Annotated in this window: 8 protein-coding genes; all 8 read right to left on the reverse strand. The window is 69.5% G+C overall.

Annotation, left to right across the window (positions count from 1 at the left end):
• Positions 1-43 precede the first annotated feature (43 nt).
• The gene (exaC, locus tag PSm6_RS01410) at positions 44-1564 is read right to left on the reverse strand and encodes an acetaldehyde dehydrogenase ExaC (RefSeq protein WP_265169322.1); all 1521 of its coding nucleotides are present in this window, start codon (positions 1562-1564) and stop codon (positions 44-46) included.
• Between the two features lie 279 nt (positions 1565-1843).
• Positions 1844-3400: a methyl-accepting chemotaxis protein gene (locus PSm6_RS01415; protein ID WP_043241953.1), complete on the reverse strand. Its 1557-nt coding sequence runs from the start codon at positions 3398-3400 to the stop codon at positions 1844-1846.
• Positions 3401-3668: 268 nt separating this feature from the next.
• Entirely contained in the window at positions 3669-4412 is a 744-nt protein-coding gene (locus PSm6_RS01420; RefSeq protein WP_111264069.1) for a SapC family protein, read from the reverse strand.
• A 29-nt stretch (positions 4413-4441) separates the two neighbouring features.
• Positions 4442-6079 carry a ShlB/FhaC/HecB family hemolysin secretion/activation protein gene (locus PSm6_RS01425; RefSeq protein ID WP_021218550.1) on the reverse strand — a complete coding sequence of 546 codons (1638 nt, stop codon included), beginning with the start codon at positions 6077-6079 and terminating at the stop codon, positions 4442-4444.
• A 2-nt stretch (positions 6080-6081) separates the two neighbouring features.
• Positions 6082-15687, reverse strand: a complete 9606-nt coding sequence (locus tag PSm6_RS01430) for a hypothetical protein (RefSeq protein ID WP_265169323.1) — start codon at positions 15685-15687, stop codon at positions 6082-6084.
• Positions 15684-19256: a beta strand repeat-containing protein gene (locus PSm6_RS01435; protein ID WP_265169324.1), complete on the reverse strand. Its 3573-nt coding sequence runs from the start codon at positions 19254-19256 to the stop codon at positions 15684-15686. The genes PSm6_RS01430 and PSm6_RS01435 overlap by 4 nt, the downstream gene beginning before the upstream one ends.
• The gene (locus PSm6_RS01440) at positions 19250-20554 is read right to left on the reverse strand and encodes an autotransporter outer membrane beta-barrel domain-containing protein (RefSeq protein WP_265169325.1); all 1305 of its coding nucleotides are present in this window, start codon (positions 20552-20554) and stop codon (positions 19250-19252) included. The genes PSm6_RS01435 and PSm6_RS01440 overlap by 7 nt, the downstream gene beginning before the upstream one ends.
• A complete protein-coding gene (locus tag PSm6_RS01445; protein WP_265169326.1) occupies positions 20449-25281 on the reverse strand; it encodes a leukotoxin LktA family filamentous adhesin in 4833 nt (1610 codons plus the stop codon). The genes PSm6_RS01440 and PSm6_RS01445 overlap by 106 nt, the downstream gene beginning before the upstream one ends.
• Positions 25282-25352 lie beyond the last annotated feature (71 nt).

Consider the following 25352-nt stretch of genomic DNA (forward strand, 5'->3'; position numbering starts at 1 on the left):
GGGGATTCGGCCCGCAGGCGGCGGGCCGTTCCAGGCTCGGGGATCAGAAGAAGCCCAGGGGGTTGATGTCGTAGCTGATCAGCAGGTTCTTGGTCTGCTGGTAGTGGTCGAGCATCATCTTGTGGGTTTCGCGGCCGACACCGGATTTCTTGTAGCCACCGAAGGCGGCGTGGGCCGGGTACAGGTGGTAGCAGTTGGTCCACACACGGCCGGCCTTGATGCCACGGCCCATGTGGTAGGCGCGGTTGATGTCGCGGGTCCACAGGCCGGCGCCGAGGCCGAACTCGGTGTCGTTGGCGATGGCCAGGGCTTCCGCCTCGTCCTTGAAGGTGGTGACGCCCACCACCGGGCCGAAGATCTCCTCCTGGAACACGCGCATCTTGTTGTGGCCCTTCAGCAGGGTCGGCTGGATGTAGTAGCCGCTGGAAAGGTCACCGCCCAGGCGCTCGGAAGCGCCACCGGCGAGCAGCTCGGCACCTTCCTGCTGGGCGATGTCGAGGTAGCTGAGGATCTTGTCGTACTGCTGCTCGGAGGCCTGGGCGCCGACCATGGTGTCGGTGTCCAGCGGGTCGCCGCGCTTGATCGCCTTGATCTTCTTCATCACCTCGACCATGAAGGGCTCGAAGATCGACTCCTGCACCAGCGCCCGCGACGGGCAGGTGCACACCTCGCCCTGGTTGAAGAAGGCCAGCACCAGGCCCTCGGCGGCCTTCTCGATGAAGGCCGGCTCGGCCTGCATGATGTCTGCGAAGAAGATGTTCGGGCTCTTGCCGCCCAGCTCGACGGTGGACGGAATGATGTTCTCCGCCGCGCAATGCATGATGTGCGCGCCCACCGGGGTGGAGCCGGTGAAGGCGATCTTGGCGATGCGCTTGCTGGTGGCCAGTGCCTGGCCCGCTTCCTTGCCGAAGCCCTGGACGATGTTGAGCACGCCCGGCGGCAGCAGGTCGCCGATGATCTCGGCCAGCACCATGATCGACAGCGGGGTCTGCTCGGCGGGCTTGAGCACCACGCAGTTGCCGGCGGCCAGGGCCGGGGCCAGCTTCCAGGCGGCCATCAGCAGCGGGAAGTTCCACGGGATGATCTGCCCGACCACGCCCAGCGGCTCGTGGAAGTGGTAGGCGGCGGTGTGTTCGTTGATCTCGGCGGCGGAGCCTTCCTGGGCGCGGATGCAGCCGGCGAAGTAGCGGAAGTGGTCGGCGGCCAGGGGCACGTCGGCGTTCAGCGTTTCGCGCACGGCCTTGCCGTTGTCCCAGGTCTCGGTGACGGCGAGCACTTCCAGGTTGGCTTCGATGCGGTCGGCGATCTTCAGCAGGATCAGCGCGCGGTCCTGCACCGAGGTCTTGCCCCAGGCGTCGGCGGCGGCGTGGGCGGCGTCCAGCGCGCGGTCGATGTCGGCAGCGTCGGAGCGGGGGAACTCGGCGATCACCTCGCCATTCACGGGCGAAGTATTGGTGAAGTACTGCCCGGCCAGCGGCGCGACGAACTCGCCGTTGATGAAGTTGCCGTAGCGCGGCTTGAAGGTGACGACGGCGCCAGGGGTACCCGGTTGCGCATAGATCATGACGATGGCCTCTCTTGTCGGAGCCTGGCGCTGGGATGGCCAGGTGATGGGCCGATCTTAGTCAGCGCCCCGGAGCCCCCGGAATGCCCCCATGGAAGCGATGCCTTACTCATTTGGTAGTAGATGCGGCGGACGGTTCGAGGCCTCTGCCATCGGCGTTACGGCCTGATCACATCGCCCCCGTAGGTTGGGCTGAGGCACGAAGCCCAACATGACGCGGCCAGGCATTGCATCGTTGGGCCTCGCTACGCTCGGCGCCAACCTACAGACCGTGCGGGCTCAGCCCTGCTCGGGGCGGTAGCCCAGGCGCAGGCCGCCCCAGTGGCGGCCACGGATGAAGATCGGTACCGAGAGGTCGTGCATCAGCTCGCCGGTGTCGCGGGTGTAGGTCTGCAGCAGTAATGGCTTCTGGTGGCTGCCGCAGCGGATGCCGGTGCGATCACCGAACTTGCGCTTGCTGCGGCTGCGCAGCATGTCCACCTGGGCATCGCCGACGGGCGGGTGGGCGAAGGCCTGGTTGTGGGTGGGCACGTAGCCTTCCGGGGTACAGGCGATGGCGAAGACCAGGCCCTCGTGGCGCTTGAGCAGCGGCTCCTGGATCGCCGGCAGCACCTGGTCGGCGTAGCTGTCGAAGCGGGTGCGGAACTTGGGTGGCGCGGTGTTGGGCACCGCCTGGTAGTGGCGGTCGAAGAGATCCTCCAGCCCCACCCTGCCCTGCTCGATGTCCGCCTCGAAGCGCCGGGCGATCTGCTCGGCGCCCTCGCGCGCCAGGTCGTAGACGCGCTGGTGGTAGTCGTCCAGGCCCACCTCGGCGAGGCGCTCGCTGATGGTTTCCGCCTGGCCCTCCAGCTGCACCGCCGCCTCGGCCAGGCGCTGGGTCTGCTGGTCGCTGATGCCCAGGTCGCTGCGCACCTGGTCGACGGCGGCGAACAGGCTGGTGAGCTGCGCGCGGTTGGTCTCGGCACCGCTGGCGATGGCACCGATCTGCGCCTCCACGCCCACCGCCAGGCCGGCGATGCTTTCCAGGTGCTGGCCGGTCAGTTCCACCTGGGCCACGCCCTCGTCCAGCTCGGTGGAGAGGTGTTCGATCTGCGCCACCACCTCGGCGGTCTGGCGCTGGATGTCGGCGACCATCTGCCCCACTTCCTCGGTGGCGCTGGCGGTGCGCCCGGCCAGGCCGCGCACCTCGTCGGCGACCACGGCGAAGCCGCGCCCGTGCTCCCCGGCCCGCGCCGCCTCGATGGCGGCATTGAGGGCCAGCAGGTTGGTCTGGCTGGCGACCGACTGGATCACCGAGGTCACCCGCTGGATCTCCTCGCTGCGCTGGCTGAGGGTGGCGATCAGCTCGCGGCTGTCACGGGCGCGGGTGTTGAGGGCATGCATGCGCGTGATGGCGCTGCGCAACACCTCGCGCCCGGCCTCGCTGCTCTGCCGCGCCTCGCGGGCGGAAGCCTGGGCCTCGTGGCTGAGGCGGGTGGTGGTCTCTTCGGTATCGATCATCACCTCGGCACTGGCGACGATGCGCGCGGCGGCGTCCAGTTGCGACTCCAGGCGCTCGCCCAGCTGCTTCACCGAATAGGCCACGCCGGCGGCGGACAGCGCATTGTGGCTGGTGGTGAAGGACAGCTCGCGGGTCAGTCGGGCGATGTCCGTGCCCATCTGCTGCGGCGCCTCGACAGGCGCCCGGCGCCACAACAACGGCAGCCAACAGGCCGCGATCAGGCCCAGGAGCGCGACGGGCCAGGGCAACCCGGCCAGGTGGACGGCCAGCAGCAGGAGGGCGGCAAGCAGGGATTGAGCGCAGGCGAGCGCGACGGGCAGGCGGGACGACGACATCGGAGCACCTCGTGCAGCACCGGCCGATGACGCCTCCCCGGCAGGGGTGGAGGCCGGCAGTGTCTTTTGATTGGTGCCCGCATTAAATCCCTCCGCCGCCGGGCTGCACAGCCTGGCCACCTAGCCATTTAGTCTTAGTACGACCTGGCGAAAGGCGTGGCATGGACCTGGCCATGGGGAGTAGCGCGGCGTTGCTCCGCGCAGGTGCAACGGCCGCTCCGGCCTGGCGGGACGGCCGGCCGCCAGGCCAGGCGGCCGGCCGACACCATCAGTGGGTCACGACCTCGGCGGGCTCGCGGCGCTTCAAGTAGTTGTCGAAGAGCTGGTTGGCATTGCCCAGGGACATCAGGTGCGCGTAGATCCAGCCGAGGAAGCCGCTGTGGTGCAGGTCCAGCACCTGCTCGTCCGCCAGCGCCAGGAACTTCTCCTCATCCACCGCCAGGAAATCGCTGAGCACGAAGCTCTCGCCGCTGGTATGGGACAGCTTGATGGCACGTGGACTGAGCAGGTCGAGGGCGTGCAGCTTCTCGACGAAGGTGCGGGTCCGCTCCATCTCCGCGGTGAAGTTCTGCAGGAACTGGATCATCTCGTCGAGGTAGTCGCTGTTCTGCCCCTGCGCGTCGAACAGGTCCTTGCCCTGCTCTTCGCTCCAGCCGCTGAACGCCGCGTCAAAGCAGACGGTGAAGTGGCTGGCTTCGTCCTGGGCCAGCACAAAGGGATAGCGGCGGATGAACGCCGGGATGTAGGTGTTGGCCTGCCAGCGCTGCTCGGCGTCGAGGTAGCCGTTGTGCCCCTCCTTCAGCCCCAGCAGCGCGATCGGCGTGGCCTGGCTGCCCTCGCCGATGAACACCAGCGGGTAATGGCGCGCCGCCTGGAAGAACTCCAGGCCGGCGACCGGCACCAGGTGGGTGGACGCGGCGAAGTCGCAGTTCTCCGACTGCTGCAGCTTGAGCGCCTGGTGCTGCTCGCGGTTGAGGGCCTGGATATCCTTGTAAAGCAACAGCGTGGTCATCTTGGTTCTCCGTTCTATCGATTGAGGGGTCAACGCAGGACAATCTGGGCCAGCACCTGTCCGCTGTCCTGGTCCGGCACCACATCCTTGAGCGTGTTCGCCGCGACCAGGCTCAGGCTCAGATGCCGGCCCCAGTTGAAGTTGAGGCCGACACCCACGCTCTGCAGGTCGATGTCGGCGATGCCGAGCTCCATGGCCCGGCCGTAGTCGAAGAAGACGAAGGGCTGCCAGCGTTCGCTCGGCCGCCACCAGGCCTCCAGGTTCAGCGTCGCCCCCTGGGGCGAGGAGATCACCCCGGGGTCGTAGCCCCGGACGCTGCTGATGCCGCCGAACTGGTAGAACAGCGACGCCGGCAGCGCCTGGGTGTCACTGGCGAACTGCCAGCCGAACCGCCCCACCAGCTCGTACTGCTCGCCCAGCGCACGGGACAGGTAGCCCTGCCCGTTGAGCAGGCCATAGCTGCCGCCGTCGCCGCTCACGGCGTTATCCACCTGCGCCTGGCGCACGCGCTGTTCGTAGCGCAGGTACCAGGGCGCGGAGCGGTACTCCACCTGGCCGCGCAGGAAGCCTTCCCGGGTATCCACCTCGCTCAGGGTGAAGCCCTCGATGGTGTTCTCGGAGCGCTGCTGGTTGTAGCCGACGCCCCCCTGCAGGACCCAGTGCTCGTCCAGCCACCAGGGCTGGTCGAAGCCCAGCGTCCAGGTCCTGGACTCACCCTCGATGTTCAGCGACGCCAGCGGGCCTTCCTCGACCGTCATGCTGTTGCCGCCGACCTCGCCATAGGCGACACCGTTCCAGCGATTGACCGGGCGGCTGTAGCGCACGCTGCCGTACTGCGACCCGGAGGTCGCCACCAGCAACAGGTTGAGGGCGTCGGCGGCCCCGGTCGGCGAGAACCAGGTCAGGCTGCCGCCGTACTGCTCGCGGCCGGTGCCCTCGTTCCCGTAGTTGTTGGCGAACAGGCTCCATTGCAGGCTGTCGGGCTCGAAGGCCTCCAGCTCGACCGCGGTGGTGCCGAACCGTGCGCCCGGCGCCAGGCTTGCCGTCACCTGGGGGCCGGGCGTGGTCGCGTTGAAGCGCTGGATGGCATTCATCAGGGCCGGGCTGTCCAGGGTCGTGCCCGGTTCGACGTGCAGGCGCCGATCATAGAATGCATCGTCCACCCGGCGCGGGCCGCCCTTCCAGGAAACCTGGTCGACCTTGGCCTCCACCAGCACGATGCGCAGTTGGCCGCCCTCCAGGTCCTGCGCAGGGATCAAGGCGCGGGCCGTCAGTTGTCCGCGCGCCTCGTACAGCTCGTTGATCGCCCTGAGCAGGCGGTTCAGGTCCTCGAAGCCGATCTCGCGCCCGACATAGTGCCGCGCCATGGCCTCCAGTTGCTCGCGCGGCAGGTACTCGGAGGCGTTGAAGCCGATGCCGGAGAGGACGAAGCGTTCCCCACCCTCCGGCAGCCGCTGGTCCTCCGGCTCTTCGCCCCGCAACGCCGGCACCTGGGTGCGCCGTGCGCGCTCCTCGATACGCCGTTGCTGCTGGATCTGCTCGATCTGCTCGCGCTGCAGGTTGGGGTTCACCAACCCCGGCACCTGCGGCGCGATGGTTTCGGCCAGGGCCGGCAGCGGCCCGGCGGCCAGGCTCGTCAGCACCAGCCAGGAACAGCGACGGGTCATGCTTACAACGCCCAATGTGCCACCTCGTTTCCTTCCAGCCGCTCATCGGCTACATCGATGTTGATACGGGTATCCAGGGGGACCTGGCTCCAGCTCGGCGCCCAGACGGTGACCACCGCGCCCCGCAGGCGGGCGGCTTCCAGCAGGGACGCGAGGCGTACCAGGGTGAGCCCGGACGACAGGTGCTGCTCGGCATAGCGGGCCGCCGTGATGCCCTCGTAGGGCACCCCTTCGCCCTCGTGGCTCGCGCTGAAGTTGGGGACGACCACCTGGTGGGTCAGCTTGCGGTGCAGGACATAGGCGTTGGTGCTCGACAGCAGGCTGTCCTGCTTCAGGCTGAACGCCTTGTCCAGTTCGTACAGCTGGATATCGGCGTCCGCCATGTAGCTCGGGCTGGCGTTGTCCATGCGTACCCGGGCCAGGGGCGTGCGCAGCTCCAGGCGCTCGACGCCGCGTGCATCGCGCAAATCGACCCGGGCCGCCGTGGTGTCGATCAGCGCATCGGCCACATGCAGCCGCGGCGCCACGATGTCGGCGGCCTCCAGGCGCAATGCCAGCGTCTGCGCCACCTGGCCAGCGCCGCTGCCCTCGGCCCAGAGGTCGAGCTGGCCACTCCCGGTATGCCGCCCATAGAGCTGGCTGTCCCGTGCATGCAGATCCAGTCGCTGGCCGATCCCCGCGTCCGCCACGCGAACGAGGTCGCCGGCCCACAGGCTGAGGCTCGGTGCCTCGGCCCGCTGCAGATGGATGCTGGAGGCGACTACCGCGCCGCCTCTCACCCCGGCGCGCAGCACGGCCCCCTGTTCGGCGACCAGTTGGGTGCCACGGATGTCCAGCAGGCCGTCCAGTAGGGCCTGCCCCTTGGCCAGCAGATGCTCGAAGGCGATGCCCGCGTCAGCCGACCAGCGCTGGTCGCCGCCACTGCGGCTGGTGGCCACACGGATCAGGCCACGGGACAGCAGGTCCACGGAACGGGCCGCCACCAGGTCGCCCAGCAGCAGGCTCGCGCCTTCGGCCTGGATGCGCCCGTTGCGGCTTTCCACCTCGGCCACCGCGATGTCGCCAGCCGCCGCCAGGACGATGTCGCCCGCGATCGAGCGGCCTTCATGCAGGCCGGTGGAGGTGATGCGACTGACGCGTACGTCGCCCTTGTCCGCCTTGAGCAGGACGTTGCCGCCCGCCTCGACGAACTGGTCGATATGGATCGCCCCGCCCGAGTTGATGGTGACGTCGCGCCCCGCCCGCACGCCCTGCAGCGCGACCGTACCGGCAATGTCGAAGCGCAGGTCGCGACCGGCTTCGGCGACGCCGTTGAGGTCAAGGTCGCCGCCCACGCCAACCACCAGGTCGCGCCCGGCCTTCAGCGAGTAGGTGCCGCCGAACAACACGGTGGGCAGGCTCAGGTCACCGCCGGCGACGACGCCGATGTCCCGCTTCGCCTCCACCACAAGCCCGAACACGTTGCCGTGGCCCTGGCGGGCGTCGCCGCTGGCCTGCAGGAAGACGTCCTCGCCGAGGCTCGCGACCCGGCCGAAGCGCAGGTTGCGGCCCAGCATGCGCAGCTCCAGTTGCGCCTCGGCGTTGCCGCCGAGCACATCGCCGTCCGCCTGCACCAGCAGGTTGCCGCCGCTCGCGAGGTGAGTCGCGACCAGGCTTTGCGGATCGCTCGGGTCCACGCCCTGGCCGAACCGCACGTTGCCCAGGCTGCCGGCCGCAGTCACCAGGCTCATGTCGCCGCCGCTGCGCCCCTGGTTCAGCACCAGGTCGCCACGGGTGGAAACCCTGAACAGGCCGGCTGCGCTGGCGCGCCCGAGTTCCGCGCTGGCGGCGCTCAGCTCCAACCCCTGCTGCCGGCTGTGCAGGTCATCCACGGCGAGGTGACGCGCCGCCTCCAGGCGGACCGCGCCGGTGGCGCTCTCCAGCCGGCCGAAATCGCCGCTGCCGATAGCGGCCGTCAGGTCGCCCTGCACCTCGGCAACATCGCCCTGCCAGTCGCCCAGGCCCTCGAGTTGCAGGGTGCGCGCCACGGCCAGCGAGCCGAAGCGCAGGCTGCCCGCGCTTCCGCCGTGCAGCAGCGCGGCATGGCCGGCGACACGGGCCTGCTCCAGCAGCAGGTCGTGGTCGACGCGCACCTGGAGGTCACCCTCGATGTCCATCTCGCCAAGCCGCGATGCATTGCCGGCCTGCACTCGCGCCCCCTTGGCCTGCAACCGCTGCAGGGCCAGGTCGCCAGTCAGTTCGATGGTGGTGTCCTCGCCGGTACTGAGGTTGCCGAGCCGTGCAGAGGTGCCGCGCAGTTGCAGACGCCCGCCAGCATCCAGGTCGCCGAGCAGCAGTGCGTCGCGCAGCGTCAAGTCCACGGCACCGCCGACCTTGGCGCTGCCGATCTCGCTGCGGCCTGCATCCAGGGTCCATCCGCCAGTGGCGTCCAGGCGTTCGAGATCGAGGGCGCCGGCCAGGGTCTGCCTGACCTGCCCGGTCACGCTGGCGCTGCCGAGACGCGCCGAGGCGGCCTGCAGCGTCCAGCCGCCGCCGGCCAGCAGCGCCTGTTGGTCCAGCATGCCGCTCAGCACCTGCTGCACCGCGCCCCGTACATCCGCACGGATGACCTGGGCGTCGGTGCCACGCAGGTTCCAGCCCTGCCCTGCCTCCAGGCTGCCGAGTCGCAGGCCGTCGCGCAGGGTCATGTCCACCGCTCCGCCGACCTTGGCGCTGCCGATCTCGCTGCGGCCTGCATCCAGGGTCCATCCGCCAGTGGCATCCAGGCGTTCGAGATCGAGGGCGCCGGCCAGGGTCTGCCTGACCTGCCCGGTCACGCTGGCGCTGCCGAGACGCGCCGAGGCGGCCTGCAGCGTCCAGCCGCCGCCGGCCAGCAGCGCCTGTTGGTCCAGCATGCCGCTCAGCACCTGCTGCACCGCGCCCTGCACCTCCGCACGGGTGACCTGGGCGTCGGTGCCACGCAGGTTCCAGCCCTGCCCTGCCTCCAGGCTGCCGAGTCGCAGGCCGTCGCGCAGGGTCATGTCCACCGCTCCGCCGACCTTGGCGCTGCCGATCTCGCTGCGGCCCGCATCCAGGGTCCATCCGCCAGTGGCATCCAGGCGTTCGAGGTCGAGGGCGCCGGCCAGGGTCTGCCTGACCTGCCCGGTCACGCTGGCGCTGCCAAGACGCGCCGAGGCGGCCTCCAGCGTCCAGCCGCCGCCGACGTACAAAGCGTCTGCCTGCAGGTCGCCATCATGGGACTGCACCAGCGCACCACCGAACTTCGCGGTCCCGAGGGTCGCGGACGCACTGTGCAGGTCGCCGGTGCCGGCGACGTCCAGTTCGTCGATGCGCAGTTGCCCGGCCAGCTGGGCCCGGAGGCCGCCGAGGTGGCTGCGCAGGGTGTCGATGCCAAGCGCGTCGCCCGCCAGGTCCAGGTCCCGCTGGGCGCTCAGCGCACCCAGTTCGACCCGGCCATTGCCGCGCAGCTGGACGCCGTCGCCACTGCTCACCCGATCGAGCTTCAGGTTGCCCAGGGAACGCAGCCACTGACCTGCACCGCTGTCCAGGCTGCCGCCCTGGATGCCGGCCGCCAGGGCCAGGTACAGCGCCCCGGTGGCGCTGTCCACCTCGAGGCGCCGGGCCGCCAGCTCGATGCCCTGGGCCTGCGAGCCGATGTCGCCAAGGGCGGAGAGCCGCAGCACGCCGTCGGCCTGCCAGCGGCTGCCAGCGGCGAGCCCGGCCAGGCTGGCGGCCTGGATATTCAGGTCGCCGCTTGCGATGGTCACATCGCCCAGCCGCACGTCGCCGCCACTGGTGAGGCTCATGCCGTGGCGGGCCTGCAGGCTGGCACCATCGACCGTCGACCAGCCACCGGCGATGTCCGCCACCAGGCCGCCGAGTTGCCACTGGCCACCCTGGTGCAACTCGCCGACCTGAGCCAGGTCGAGCGTGCCGTCCACGCTCAGGGTGCCCAGGCGCAATACGCCCGGTTGACTGGCGAGGCCCTGCAAGCCACCGAGCCAGGCGTCGCCGCCCAGGTCCAGGTTGATCTGCTGCGAGGCGGAACCGGTGCCCAGTTGCAGCCGCTGCCCGACTGCACCGGTGGTGCCGCTGACCTTGAGATCGATCTGGCCGCCCAACAGGTTCTCGCCCAGCTGGCTGGCCGAACGCAGGTTGCCCAGCACCTGCAGCGACAGGCGCTCGACGCCGGTCAGGCGATCGAGGCTGAGGTCGCCGTGCTGGACCAGGTCCAGCAACCGTGCCCGGGCGGTGAGGTCTCCGGTGACCGCCAAGTTCAGTGCCTGCTTGCCACCGATGGCGCCGCCGGTCGCCTCCAGGGTCACGTCGTGGCCACGGATCACCACCTTGTCGCCATTGGCGCTCTCGATGCTGCCATCGGTCTTCAGGCTGATGCTGCGGCCGTCGAGGGCGAAGACGTTGAAGTCCTGGTCGCCGCCGAGGAACAGGTCGCTCTGGGCCGTGGCGGTCAGGGTGCCACTGGCCTTGACGTTGACATCGTCGCGTTGCGCGACCCGGATCAGCAGCGGGTTGCCGGCATCGAACTCGATGTCGTCGCGCTCGGCGGACGCCAGGGCGGCGCGCTGCTCGTTGGTGAGCGAGGCGGTCTTGCTCAGGTCGATGACGATCGCATCCGCCTTGAGGCGACCGATGCGCGACGCCTCCAGGGTGACATTGCGCCCTTCGATGTTATTGGCCTCGCGTACCACCGAGCCGCCGTCGTCCCGCCGCAGCAGGCTGGCGGCGATGGAGTAGCGCAACTGGTCCTCGCTCCACGTGGCCGTCTGCTCGAGGCTCCTGAGCTCGGCATCCTGCAGCTGATAGGTGAAGTTCGGGTCGTAGGTGGTTCCGCCGTAGGTGGCATGCAGCGCCTGGTAGTCGGCCATGCGCCGGGCCTCCTCGCTGGCGATCCGCTGCTCGCTCCAGCCCAGGCCTGCCAGTTGCTCGCGCTGGCCGGCGCTGAAGGCGGCCTGGCTCGCGTCGAACGCCACCTCGCCCCCCTGGCGCAGGCGCCAGTACTGGGCATAGCGTTGCTGCCCGGCCTTGATCAGGGCGCCGCGCTGCTGCGCCATGGCCTCCTCGGCCGCGCTTCCGGTCAGCCCCATGCTCGTCCAGAGCCGCTGCAGCTCCTCGAGCGCGCGGTCGTCGTAGCCCAGCTCGCTGTTGCCGTCATAGAGGTTGCCCGAGGCCACCTTGACCCAGACATCGCCACCGGCCTTGAGCTGATCCAGCCAGAGATCCCCCCCCACTTCCTCGAGCTGGATGTCCCCCACCGCGCTGGCGCGCACCAGGCCCTTGGCGCCGTTGCCGGAGTCCAGGCGCAGTGCATGACCGGCGCTGCCGACGCTGCCATGGGTGGAAACCAGCTCGATGGCGTTGCCGGTCACCGTCATGCCACCGATGCCGAGGATGTCGCCCTGGGCGCTGAGGCCGATGTGCTCGCCACCCGCGCTCAGGCGGCTGAGGTTGACCCCGCCGTTGAGCGCCTTGAGGTCGATGCTGCCGTTGCGACTGGAGGCGCCCAGGCTGCGGGTCGCTTCGACACGCAGGGCCTGCTCGCGGCTGCCGATCGACTGCCCGGCGTCCAGGTCCAGGTCGCGCGCCGCGATCACCAGGTTGTCGCTGTTCTGCTCCAGGGCGCCGTCGACCTTGATCGAGGTGCTGCCGCTGAGGTTGTACATCGAGCCGCGCAGGGTGACCGAGCCCTTGGAGATGAGGTCGATCAGCCCGCTTTCGCTGCCGATGAAGCTGATGTCGATGGGCCGGTCGGCCTGCACCGCATAGCGGTTGATCTCCTTGCTGCCCGAGCTGTAGACGGTGGTCTTGGTGGTCCGGTAGATCTGGCACCAGATGAAGTGCGCCTGGCAGTAGCCACCGCTGTATTCGTTGATCTTGACCGGGTCCTTGGTGGTGTAGGTCTCGTTGACGCGGGCGATCTCACCCTGGCCGATGCCAACCCGGAAGGCCGCCAGGATCGAGTTGTCCGGATCCTGGTCGGCCAACTGCAATGCGTAGCCCTGCATGATCGCGTTGAGCTGGGCGTCATCGACGAAGCGGTAATTGCGAATCAGGTTCTTGTCGATCCTGTACAGCCCGCTGGTGGAGCCCATGTACTCCGCACCCGGGATCGCCGTGCTCTGCCCCTTGACCGTGTTCTCCCAGGCCAGGGTGCCGTCCCCGGTGGGGATGAAACCCCAGAAGGCATCCCAGTATTCCTGGCGAGTGGTGGTGGTGCTGTCGTCGCGCCCCGTCAGCCAGACATAGGAACGCCCCGCCGTGGTGGTGTAGGTCGCATCGCGTCCGGCGCTGCTGCCCTTGAGGGTCAACGGGCCGTTGCTCCAGCCTTCGTAGCGCTGCACCTGGTCGCCCACGCGGGTATAGACGGTGGACCAGAGACGCTCGCCACCGATCTGCTGGCCGTTCTCGCCACGCCCCAGGTCGTTGATGCGCAGGGTGCCTTCGACGCCGTTGCCCAGGTCGAGCCCGGCGATTTCCAGGCGACGACTGGTGTTGTTGGTGATGTGCACCTGGCTGAAGCCGTCGAGCACCTTGAGCTGGCCCTTGCCCGTGCTGAGGATGTGCCCGGTCAGCTCCATGTAGCCCCCGCCCACCTGCACCTGGTCCAGCACGATGCTGTTGCTGTCGAAGTCCCAGGCATAGCCGAGCGTGCCGGTGCGCGCGTCGGTCTGCACCAGTTGCAGCCGGTTGCCGACCGCCTGCGAGCGCAGGCTGTCGAGATTGGCGAAGCGCGACTCGTCGATGGTCACGCGCCAATCCGCCACGCCACTCTGGATCAGGCCGTTGATGTTCAGGTAGAGCGCGTTGATCACCACGTTCTGCCCGGCGACCGTGGCGGAACCGTTGTTGTAGAGGGTGCTGCCGTTGTTGTTGCTGGCCGGGTCTCCACCGATATGCACGAAGGCATTGGGATTGTTGAGGACGAAGTCCTGTCCGGCGCTCAGGCTGAGCTTCTGCGCACGGATATCGGCATTGGCGTAGATGCTGCCGTACTTGGCGCTGAGCTCGATCTCGCCACGCTTGTTCAGCAGGCTGCCGTTCACGTAGATGTCGGCCGCCGGCATGCTCAGGCCGGAGACGTCCTTGGGATTGTCGGCGGGGTTGCGCAGGTTCTGCACCAGGATGCGCGGCGCGGCCGAGTTCTCGGCGACCGTGATGCTGGCGAACGACACCGTGCCGGTGCCGGGCTTGTTGGCACTGCGGATGCTGGTATTGCCGGACATCCTGGCGCCGTTGAACAGCAGCTGGCCGCCGACATGGTCGGGAATCTCCAGGCCCTTCAGGCTGAGGAAGGCCTCGCTGTTGTTGATGATCTCGATCTTCGCGTCGCCCGGTGCATTGAGCTTGCCGCTGCCGATCAGGGCATCGCCCTGGACCAGGATGTTGCCCGGCTTGGCCAGCACCGGGTCGATCTCCAGCAGCCAGATCTTCAGGCCCTGGGGCAGCGTGCCCTCGCCCGAGATGGCACCGGGCTTGTCCACCACCTTGCCGCCGATCTGCTCGTAGAGCCGGGCCAGGGTCTTGTTCAGCAGCGTGCGCTCGGCCTCGAAGGCCGCACGCTCGACGGCGGAGATGCCGTAGTTGGACAGGCGATCATTCAACTCCTGCAAACGCCGGGTGAGCAGTTGCGAGTACTCGCCCTGGCTCAGGGTCCAGGTGATGCCGTCGCTGGCCTCCTGCATCACCGGCACCACGGTCAGGGTGCCCCGGGTGGAGGCATTGAGGCTGGCCGGGTCCACTTCCTTGCCATCGAGCAGATACTTCAGCCCACTGATCACCAGCTTGCGCTGGCTGTAGACGCCGGCGTCGAGCTGGCCGTCGATGCGCACCAGGCCCTGCGCCTCGTTGCGCGTGCCGCCACCGGTGATGTCCAGCGATACCTGGCCGACGATCGCCCCCAGCAGGTCCGCCGCGGCCTGTCGATAGAGGTCCCTGCCCACGCCCTTGCCGGAGAGCACGCCCTGGCCCTGGCCGGCATACGCATGGATGTCACCCACGCTGCGCAGGCCGCTGCCGGCCTCCACCTGCAGGTTGCTGCTGCGGATGTATTCCGCCGCCGCTGCGGGGTCCGTCACCACCGGGAAGGCGGTGTTGTTCCACAGGTCGGTGCGTGCGGTGAGTTCGGCACGGTTGACCGCGCCGTCCAGGCCATGGCCGGCCAGCAGGCGCAGGTCGCCGTAGGCGAACAACGCCGCGTTGCCACGCACCTGGGCCAGGTAGTCGGCCTTCACCCGGGCCAGGCTGCTGCCGCTGGCCGCGCCTGCGGCCCCGTAGGTCTTGGCATTGGCGTTGCTGTCGATGGCATAGGCGCCACTGGCGGCGAGCACCAGGTCGCCCACGCTGTAGAGGTCCGACCGCTCACCGATCCGGGCCTCGGCGTTGCTCTTGAGCACATCGATCGACGACTCGGCCCGGGCGATGCTGATCGCGCCGCCGCTGTCGAGTTTCACCCGGTCATAGGCATCGACCCGGTTGAACGCCTGGATCTCCAGCTTCTGCGGATTGCGCCAGTCACCCTCCACGCGCAGCCGCACATCGTTGCCGACCAGGCTGCGGGTATCCAGGGCAATGGAGGTGAGGCTGCGCGCCGCCGCCGCATCCAGCACGCCGCCGGAGCCGGACTGCACGTTGTAGGCCGTCGCCTGGGGCTTGCTCACCAGCGCGCGTGCGCTCTGGCTGTAGCCCTGGCTCTCGATCCGGGCGCCGTCCAGCAGCAGCGCGCTGGTGGCCAGGTCGAGGTCGTTCTGTGCATGGGCGCCGCTCACCCCGAGCAGCGCCGCGCTGGTGCTGTCGACGAAGCTGTTGAAGCGCGACTGCTGCAGCGCACTGAGCGCCAGGCTGCCGACCTTCATCACGCCGTCCTGGGCACCGCGTGCCCACAGGCTGGCGAGGGTGCGGCTGCTGTCGGCGGTCTTGCCGACGGCGGCGGCGCCACTGACCAGGCCGCCCTGCCCGGCCCGGGCCTCGGCCTGGTTGTCCTGGCTGCCCAGGGCGCTGACCTTGAGGCTGCCCAGGGCGCTTTCGAAATGCCCGGCCACCTCGGCCAGGGTCTGCGACTGGGACAGGGCCTGCGCCACCGTGGCCCCCAGGGCGAGCAGGCCGCCGAGCTTGCCATCGGCATAGGCACGCTGGCGAACGTCGGTCTCGGCGAGGAAGGTCCAGTTGCCGCCCGCCGCGCCACCGAAACGACTGCTCGCATCGGTATGCAGCAATGCCTTGCTCAGGGAACGGGCCGTGGCCACGGCGGCATTGGCCGAGAGGCCCACGCCACCCGCCAGGCTTTGCGCCTTGACGTTGGAGCTGTCGGTATCGCCATCACGCAGCACCCGGCTGCGCAGCTGTCCCTGGGTTGCGGCGAGCTGCACATCGCTGCCCACGCCCAGCTCCGCGACCGCGCTGTTGAGGCTGTCCACCAGGCTGCCGCCCGCCGACAGCAGGCCGCCCAGTGCATAACCCTCGCTGATGGCCTGCAGGCGGCTGCGCACCTGGGCATCCAGGTCGAGCGCCTGCGTGGCGATCAGCGCCGCACCGCGCCCCACCATCAGCTTCGCCTGGGAGGCATCGCGCGCCAGCAGCACCACGGCGTTCAAGCCCCCAGGATGCCGCCGCTGCTCCCCCAGCCCTGCACCTTGACCGGCCCCGCCGCCAGGGCGGAAAGGAGGACATTGCCGGCGCGCAGCGCGGCATTCGCCGCCACGTCGAGGCTGACGCGGCTGTCATGGGCCGCCACCCCGAGCACCAGGCCGGCCCCCGCCAGGCCACCCACCGCCAGGCCGGAAGCCTGGACATCCAGCGCCTGCGTATCGACGGCCCGGCCCTCGATGTCGCCGCTGACCTGTACCGCGCCACCCAAGGACGCACTCACGCCGTTGTTGAGCACCGCGGCCGCCACGGCGCCGCCCACCGCGCCCAGCGCGGCGGCCTGGCCGCTCAAGGCGTGGACGAACATCGCGTGGGTGTAATCGCCATCCTGCCCGGCGATGGCCTTGTCGCTGGCGGCAGCCCGGATCGCCAGGCTGGCGGCCTTGAGGTTGCCGTTCAACAGCTCCGCGACCACCTGGGCATTGGAGAGGCTGAACGCCATGGCCGCACCGTAGGCACCGCCGGCGAGGCCGGCACTGCCGGCCTGGTTGCGACTGGCGAGGCGGTCTTCGGCCGTCACCCGCGCAGCGCCGCTGAGGCTGACCTGGCTGTCGCTGACACGCGCCACGGTTTCGTGGGTGCGCGGGGTGTTACCCCGCAACCGGTCACTGACGGTGACGGTGGAGCTGGCATTGACGCGGGCCAGGTCCTGGTCGTCCTTCACGCTGACGCGGACATAGCCCTGGCTTGCAGCGTCCCAGACCACCTCCTCGTGGCTCAGCTCCGCGACCTGTCCCTTGCCGGTGATCGTGTCGAGGCTGGCGAGCGTGCCCTTGCCGTCCTTGTCCAGATAGCTCAGCGGGTCCACGGCCGCGTCGCCGGTGCCGACCTGGGTGGCGCCACTGCCCAGTAGCAGCAGGCCGATGCTGCCGCTGAGGCTGGCGAAACCAAGGCCGCCCGAGGTCGTCAACAGCTCGGCATACCCTTCACGTAGCGCGTCCACCGCCAGCGAGGCGGCCTGCACACTGCTGCGATCGAGCAGCGCACGGGTGGCGCTGTTGGCCACTACCACGTTGGCTGAGGCCCCCAGTGCGGCCGCACCGACCACGCCCGAGCCGACGTTGCCGGTCACCCGCAGGTTGTCATGGGCGACGATGTTCAGGTCCCCCAACGGGTTGGCCGCGGTACCGAACTGAGCCTGGCCCGCTCCCGCCTCCGTGGTGGTTTCAACGACCTGCACCAGGGCCGAACCGGCAACGGCGCCACCGCCTGCCGCCGCCCCCACCAGGTTGCTATGGAGCTCGCTCGTGCCAGTGGCCAGCACGCTGGCCGACCCGGCACGTACCCGGGTGTCGGCCAGGCTGTCCGGCGCACCGGGAGCCTCGCCGACCCAGGCACGGGTCAGCGCCTGGTCGAGCACCAGGCCGAAGTTGGCGCCCACGCCCACCAGGCCGCCCGCCAGGGCCAGGGCATTGGCACTGAACTGCTGCAGCGCATCGGCGCTCACCCGCAGGCTGCCAACGTCCAGGTCACTGCCCTTGTCCACCCGCGCCTCGGTGGTGCCCTTGGCGATGATCAGTGCCACGTTGCCGGCGCCGCCCACGATGGCGCCCGCCGCGCTGGCCAGGACGGTGCTGGCGAACTGGGTGGAGCCGGCACGCACCTCGGTCGCTCCGCGACTCGATACCCGCGCGCTGCTGATGACGGCCTGGGTCTGGCGCTGGATGACGGTGCTGTCCAGCGCACCCGCCACCGCCGCAACCCCGAGGCTTAGAGCCCCGCTGGCCAGGTAGCCGGAGCTCAGCGCATGGCTGGCGGCACCCACCAGCACCTGCTGGGCGGCATCGGCGCCGTCGGCCTGGTTGATCTGGGCGGACTCGATGCTGGCGCGGGTGACCCCGCCGATCACGTTGCTGTTACCCAGTGCCGCGACCGAAGCGCTGTACAGCGGCACGAAGGAAACCGACCCCGCCGCCGCCAGTTGGCCCACCTGCTGGACGGAGCTGGCTTGCACGGCCAGCCCGCGGAACTGCCGGGCCCCCAGGGCGAGGCCGGGAATGGGGTTGAACTGTTCGGCGTTGCTCCACAGGCGCGCATCCTTGCTGGGCCCGTTGAGCAGCACACCGTTATCGATCGTCGCGGCAGCGCCCAACGCGAGGGCGCTGACGCGGGTTTCCGCGCCGGTTATCCCGGCGGTGGTGCTGCTCTCGATGACGTTGACCGTGGCGGAGCCGCCGACAGACGCGGTGCCGCTGCCCATGAAGGCACCGGCCGCGCCGCTGATCTGATCGGTGGTGCGGGCCGATACGCCGACGTTGTTGCGGGCCAGGACCCAGGCGCCCTGTTCGATGAAGGCCCGGGCGGAACTCTGGATGACGTTGGTGGCGGCCGACCCGCCGACCGAAGCGGTGGAGGACACCGCACCGCTGATGGATGCCGAGCGGATGGTGGCGGCGGAGTGCGCGTCCAGGCTCAGGTCGCTCAGGCTCCAGCCCTGGGTGCCGTTGTGCCCGAGCAACCGGGCCTCCACCTGGCTGGCCACGCGGTTGACCGAGGTCGCCACGCCCACGGCAGCCGTGCCGGCACCGGCTGCGCCGCCGGACAGCGCCGCGATGCTGGAGCGATCCTCTGCCTTGACCTTGAGCACACCGGCCACGCCGGCGCTGCCGTCGATCTGCGCGCGCGTCACCGCGCCAATGTTGTTGCTGGCGTTGGAGAGCGCGACAGCTCCCGTGCCGCCGACGCTGCCGCTGACCGCCAGCGTACGGATGCTGCCATCGGTGACGGCCGAGACCTCCACCGACGAGGTGCCGGCATCCACCGTGCTGGCGCGGACCCGCGCGATGCGTTGCTGCTCGATGGTGCTGATGGCGACCGCTCCGGCGCCCGCACCGCTGCCGCCGACCTGCAGGTTGCCGGCCCCGGTGTAGATATCGGCCGCCCCCTCGCTGACGCTGATCTTCACCCCGCTGGCGCCGGACACCGTGCTGTCGTCCAGGCTGGCCCGCTCCTCGCCCTTGATCACGTTGATCGCCAGGGACGCGCCCACCGCCGCCGAGCCGGCACCGGCGCCACCAATGGCCAGGGAGCGGATTCCCGAAGAGCCGCCGCTGAGCAGGCTCAGCTTGCCACCGAGCTTCAGGGTGCTGTCGCTGACCTGGGCGATGCGTTGCGCCAGGATCACGTTGTTGGCGTTGGCCACGCCGACCGAGACGTTGCCGGCGCCGCCGACCGAGCCGGCCAGGCTCCAGATCTCGCGGTTGCCGCGGCTCGCATTCAACTCCAGGCTGCCCACCTCCAGGTGGCTGGCGCTGATACCGGCCTTCTCGCCCCCTTCGATCACGTTGCTGGTGGAGGAGCCGGAGATCGCCGCCGTGCTGGCTCCGGCACCGGACACCGCAGCGGCGTATATGGCCTGGTCGAGGCTGGCGCTCAGCGCCGCGCTGGAGAAGCCGTTGATAGTGCCCTTGTCGATGGCTGCGCTGCGCTGGGTACCGATGCGGTTCACGGAGAACGCCCCACCCACGCCGGTATTGCCCGAGCCGGTCACCTGGCCGGAGAGCGAGGCGATCAACATCCCCTGGCCCTGGGCCGCGTCCAGTACGAGGGCCTTGCCGCTGCCGCTGGTGCGCAGGGAGCCCCGGAGATCGTGACGCTGTCGCTGCCGTCGATGTTGTTGACCACCACGGAGCCGCCGACGCCAGCCGTGCTGCCCCCGACGGCGTTGACACCGACGCCCCAGATCTGGCCATCGAGCCCCGACGACAGCTTCGCCGAGCCGGTGAGTTCGACATCGCTGTCACTCAGCGACGCCTGGCGCGTCGCCTCGATGAGGTTGATGGCGATGGCCGAGCCGACCCCGGTATTGCTGCCGCTGGCCGCCAGATTGAAGGCCAGCGAGCCGATCAGCGCGCCCTGCCCGGCCTGGCTCGTGCGGATGACCAGGTCGTCGGCGCCCACCCGGGCGTTGCGCAGCAGGGCCTGGGTGGAGTCGGCGATGCGGTTGAAGGTCAGCGCGCCGCCCACCGCGACATTGCCCGAGGTGACCGCCGCCGAGATCGCGGCGCTGATGATGCGGCTCTGCTGCGACGCGTCCAGGGTCAGGTCGCCCCCCAACTGGTAGCGCCCTTTCTCCAGCAGGGCCTCGACCCGCTGTTGCATGTCGCTGATGCCCACGGCGCCGCCGACGGCGGTCGAGCCGCTGCTGCCGGTGATGTTGCCGGCCAGGGAGTACTGGCCACCGCTGCGCTCGGCGCTGATGCCGAGGTTCCTCGCCTTGAGGGTGCGGTCGCCCATGTCCAGCCCGGCGAGCACGGTGCCGCGCCCGATCAGCGCGGTGGCCGAACCGGACACGCCCGCCTCGGCGCTGCCGGCCCCGGATACCGCGGCGGCCAGCACATCGGCGCTGTGCCGGGCGGCGATGGTCAGGTCGCCACTGAGATCGACCTGGCTGTTGGCCAGCTTCGCGGTGTAGCCACTGCCGGCGTAGACCAGCGCGAGGGAGCCCCCCACGCCAGCCTTGCCACCCGACGCCCCGAGGCTGCCGGCCACGGCCAGCACCGCCTCGCCGGCGATATCGCCGTCGAACAGGTCACCGGGGCCCTGCTTGCCGTTGAGCAGGTCCTTGTCCACATCGCCCTTGACCTGGATGGCGGAGACGGTCGTGCCGCCGCCCAGGTCCAGGCCGCTGTCCAGCAGCGTCGCATCCGCTGCGCCGGCGAACCGGGCGTCCAGCGCGGAAGCGCCGGAAACGCTCTGTGCGGTCAGGTTCAACGCACCGCCCTGCAACGACGACAGCACGGGGCTGCCGCCCCCCGTGGGCGAATAGGCGTCGATGCGCGCCTTGACCTGGTTGGCCAGCACCAGCGCCAGCAACGATCCCGCCCCGCGCCGCTGTCACTGCCGGTGCTGACGGCCCCGGCCAGGGCGCCGGCCAGCACCCGCGAGGCGCTGGCGGCGGCGACATCCATGCGCGCGAAGTGGCTGGCGCTGCTGCCCAGCCATTCGGCGGCCAGCTCATTGGCCAGCACGCCCACCACCAGCGAGCCGCCGGCGCTGCCGCCATTGCCCTTGCTGCCGGCGAAGGCGCCGCCGCCGAGCATGACCCGGGCCCGGTCGTAGGCGCTCACCTCGATGCTGCCGGGCGCCGCCTCGCGTTGCTCCACCTGGCTGTTCTCCACCCGCGCACGGGTGCGGTTGCCCATATAGGCCGCCGAGCCGGAGAGCGCCACCGCCACGTTGGTCTCGCTGCCCGCCGTGGCTGCGGCCAGGCCCAGGCCCATGGCGATCTGGTCCCCGGCGCTGAGGGCCTGGACCTGGAGCAGGTCGTTGCCACGCAGCAGGACGTTGCCGACCCGGGCATCGGTCTCGTTCATCAGGTGGTTGTAGGCCAGCGCACCCGAGAGTGCGGAGCTCGACTCGCTCTTCTGCTTGCCGGCGAGGGTCAGCGCCCCGGCCCCGGAGCCGCTGAACTGATGGGTCTGGTTGAGCGCCAGGACCTGGACCTTGCTGCCGCCCTGGGCCGGGTCACGCGGGTCGAGGACGATGTCACCGAGGTCGGCCCGGCTGCGCTGGCGGGAAACGTTGATGCTGCTCGAGCCGGCAGCGGCGATGGAGAAGCCCTTGCCCTGCCCGCCGGAATCGCTGCCGCCACCATCGGGGCCGGAGCCGGCATCCTGCTTGCCGAACATCTTTTTAATGCTGTCCCAGCCGCTGGCGATCTTCGAGGGCGCCTCGCTGACAGCGTCCTTGACCTTGCCAGCCGTACTGGCCAGGGAGCTGAGGGCCGGGGTGACGTTGACCACGCCCAGGGTGATGGATTGCAACAGCGCCTGGCCGAAGCTGTCCGCCAGCTCCACCGTGGGCTTGCCGATGTCCCCCGCCTTCTGGGTGGCGTCCTCCTGCTGCTTCTTCTCTTCCTTGCCCTTGACCACGGCCCCGGCGATGGCGAAGGCGCCGCTCTGCCCGGAACTGAGTGCCTGCACGTCCAGCAGGTTGGCCTTCCAGATGCCCTTGCCGCTGGCGTCGAGCCCCTGGCCCATCACCGAGGGGCGCCAGTTGCGGTTGTTGCCCACCAGCGCGTCGACGTCGGTGGTCAGCACATTGAGCGCCAGCCCGCCGCCGACGCCGGCCCCCGCGCCGAAGGCCACGGCCCCGGATGCGGTCCACAGGCCCAGGCGGTGCTCGGCCTGCACACCGACACGCCCCGCCTCCACGCTGGCGGTGTTGTGGATGGAGGCGTTGACGGTGGAGGTCAGGGTATTGGCCACCGCCGCGCCGTTGGCCGCAGCGCTGACGCCGGACCCCGCCGAGGGGCTGATGGCGAGGATCAGGTCGTCCTGCAGCGCCTGGACCTGGACACCGCCGGCCTTGACCACGGACTGCGCACCGATGCCCGCCACCGCCTTGCTGGAAACGGTCTGCACGTTGAGCGCTCCGCCCAGGGCCGTGGGCTTGCCGTCCGAGGGGGACGCCGCCTCGCCGCCGACGTTGGTGCCGAACAGGAACATGCCGATATTGCCGGCGATCGCCAGTTGCCCGAGCTGGTTGCCGGCGGCCACGGTAATGGGCTGCGCCCAGTCCCAGCGGCGGTCGCTGGCCATGGCGCTGAGCGGGATGAGCTGGCCCTTGCCATCACGGCGCTCCGCCAGTTGGGCCAGCGGGCTGCTCTGCCAGGGCTGCTCGCCGGTGGTCAGCGCATCCAGGCGCACCTTGTCACCGACCCAGGCGCGGGTGTCCACCAGGTTGGTGAGCACCGAGACGGAGCCGGTGATCGCCAGCTCGTCGGAGCTGCCCTGGGAGTTGGCGTATTGCGTCGAGAACTTGCCCGCCAGGTCACTGGGCCAGCCCGAAAGGCTGATCATTCGCTTGCCGATGTCGCTTAGCGAACTCCAGCGGTCGAAGCCATTCAGGTTGAGCGGCTGGATGTAGTTGGCGCCGATGCCGATGCGCTGCGCGGCGATCTGCGCGCCGTCCCCCACCAGGGCGCGGGTGCCCTGGTTGAGGGTGGCGATGGCCACCGCCATGCTCAGGGAGTAGTCGTTCTGGTCCGAGCCGCGCTTGGAACCATTGACCGTGCTGTTGGACAGGTTGTGCAGGTTGCGGATCTCCTGCAGCGCTGTGTGGCTGAGGTCGCCGCTGAGGCTCAGCTGGCTGCCCTTGCCGATGCTCGCCTCGGCCTGCTGGTCGCTGACGACCAGGGCGAGGGAGGCGGCGAGGCGGAACTTGCTGTCGCTGGGCTGGGTCGGGTTGACCTCCTTGAACTTGCTGAGGACGAAGTTCTTGATCGGGTCGACCGTGCCCATGGCGCGGAACTTGATGAAGTCGGCCAGGCTCTTGCCGGCCTGCGAGGTGGCTTCGTTGTGCTGGCGGGATACCAGGTTGGTGGCGCTGACGTTGAGGTTGCGCGCACCGCTGAGGTTGGCATCGAAGGCCGCCCGGGTGTCGCTGTCGAGCACGCTGAGGGCGAGCACCGCGCCGCCTGCGGCACCGTTGCCGATGGATTTGAAACTGGCCGTGTTGCTGATGTCCTGTTCGCTGAGCGCCAGCACGCTGACGTCGCCACGGGTGTTCAGCGAGGCGCCGGCGTTCACCTGCGCGGTGGTGGTCAGTGCCGTATTGGCCATGGCGGCGGCGAAGCCGGTGGTGGTCGCCGGCTTGCCTTCGGCATCATGGCCGTTGGACGCCTCGGCCTTCACATCCAGCTTGTTCTCGCTGTGGGCCTGTACGGCGATGCCCTGCCCGCCCTTGAGCACGGCCCCCGACTTGACCTCGACACGGGTCGCCCCGCTGATGCGTCCGAAGACGACGCCGGCGTTGAACGGGATGAGGCTCTGCACCACGGGAATGGAGAAGCTTTCGGTCCCGACGTTGCGGGTGCTGTCGGCCTTGACCAGCAGGGAGCGGCTGGCCTGCAGGCTGGCACCATCGAGCACTTCGACCGTGGAGTCGGCCTGGGCGATGGAGACCGCCAGGAAAGGGATGAGCGCCGTCAGCTCGCTGAAGTCGGCCGGGTCGACGCCGAGGGCCTTGAGCTGGTCGGGATCGTTCAGCGAGCCGATGCCGGTGATCGGCTTGATGAGGTCGCCGATCACCTTGCCCCAGGCCGCCTCGTCGGACCAGCCGTTCTCATTCTTGATGCGCAGCACGTCCGCCTTGATCGCGGCACTGTCGAAGAGCGTGCCGAGCCGCGACGGATCGACAATGGCCACGGCATTGCTGGCCAGGCTGATGTCGTTGCCCTTGAGGGTGCCCGCCACCTTCACGCTGGCATCGGCGGCGGAGTAGCCCCCCAGTTGCCGGCTGATCGCCGTGGCGCTGACCTTGATGTCGCCCTGCCTGGATTCCTCGGCATGGCTGGCATCGAGCACCGCGCCCTTCTCGATATTGACGCTGGCCACGCCCCGCTCCGGCGCCAGCAAGGTGTTGGGCTGTTTGCTCAGCCTGTCGGTGAGCTCGGCGACCGTCTGCACCTGGTCGCCTTCGCAGAAGGTGCAACCGCCATCGCTGACGGCGCTGACCTGGATGTCCCCCGAGCGGCCGGCACCGCTGGCGCGGGTGCTCAGGGTCGAGCCCGTGCGCAAATTGACGGTGCTGGCCTCGAGGGCGATCTTGCCGCCGTTCTTGCCGGCAGCGCCCTGGGTGGAGATGTTGGCGGTCGCGGTGAGCTCCAGGCTCTGGCCGCCGGACACCGAAACGTTGGCGCCGCTGCCGTCCGCCATCAGGGCCGCGAGTTCGCCGGATACCGTCGCCGAATCGCGTCCGACGATGCGCACGGCGCCATCGGCGCGCGCCACGGCCTGCCCCACCGCCAGGCCCTCGGTGTTCACCGTGCCGCGGAACACCGCGTCGGCGATGTCCTTGCCACCTTCGATGCGGGCACCATTGGCCACCACGGCGGCGGCGCCGAAGATGTTGACCGCTCCCACGGCGTTGACCCGGCCCTTGATCTCCACCTTGCCGCGCTCGGTGCCGGTGTAGTCGGTGAGCGAACCGGCGTCGTTGTAGAGGCCGTTGCGCAGGTCGTCCACCAGGCGCGCGGTACCGTCCGCCGACAGGGTGCCGACGGCGCCGGAGAGTTGCTGCATCTGCTGGGTGGACGGCGTGGTGATGGTCAGGCTGCCGACGTTGACCACGCCACTGGCGCCCACCACCAGCCCATGGGGGTCGGCGAAGATGATATGGCCGCCGATGCGGTTGCCATCGGCGAGCACGCCATTGAGGGTGCCATTGATGACGACGCGCGAGTCGTGCACCAGGTTCACCAGGTTGCTGGCGCCACCGGGCACGTAGAGGTTGACGGTATTGCCGCTGCCCACCTGGAAGTGGCTGAAGGAGTTGAAGCCGGTCTGGCCACGCACCGTTTCGGTGGTGATGTCCGTCACCGAGCCCTTGGTGGCGATATTGGTCGCCGTGCCGGCGTAGTGGATGACGGTGTCGCCGACCAGGTAGGAGCCCCCCGCCGCGACAATGTTGTTCGATTCGGCCCAGGCCGAAGGCACGCCCATGCCGACGAGGATGGCGGCAGCGATGCGGCTTGGCTGGAAGCGCTGGACCGGAAGAACGCGGGGTGTGGTTCGGGGGGAGAAGCGCTCGACCGGCATGTTGGACCTCACTGTCACGAAAGGAAATTTCACGGATGGTGAATTTTCTCTATTCGCTATAAGCGAGGGCT

It is taken from the genome of Pseudomonas solani (genome assembly GCF_026072635.1).
Lineage (GTDB): Bacteria > Pseudomonadota > Gammaproteobacteria > Pseudomonadales > Pseudomonadaceae > Metapseudomonas > Metapseudomonas solani.

Bases quoted from the DNA above. Each gene is read 5' to 3' on its own strand.
- PSm6_RS01435 (WP_265169324.1), bottom strand. From the start codon at position 19,256: ATGTTGATCGCCTCGCTCTCCGGCCAGGTGACCGGCTCGGGCAATACC.
- PSm6_RS01420 (WP_111264069.1), bottom strand. From the start codon at position 4,412: ATGACCACGCTGTTGCTTTACAAGGATATCCAGGCCCTCAACCGCGAG.
- exaC (WP_265169322.1), bottom strand. From the start codon at position 1,564: ATGATCTATGCGCAACCGGGTACCCCTGGCGCCGTCGTCACCTTCAAG.
- PSm6_RS01445 (WP_265169326.1), bottom strand. From the start codon at position 25,281: ATGCCGGTCGAGCGCTTCTCCCCCCGAACCACACCCCGCGTTCTTCCG.
- PSm6_RS01415 (WP_043241953.1), bottom strand. From the start codon at position 3,400: ATGTCGTCGTCCCGCCTGCCCGTCGCGCTCGCCTGCGCTCAATCCCTG.
- PSm6_RS01425 (WP_021218550.1), bottom strand. From the start codon at position 6,079: ATGACCCGTCGCTGTTCCTGGCTGGTGCTGACGAGCCTGGCCGCCGGG.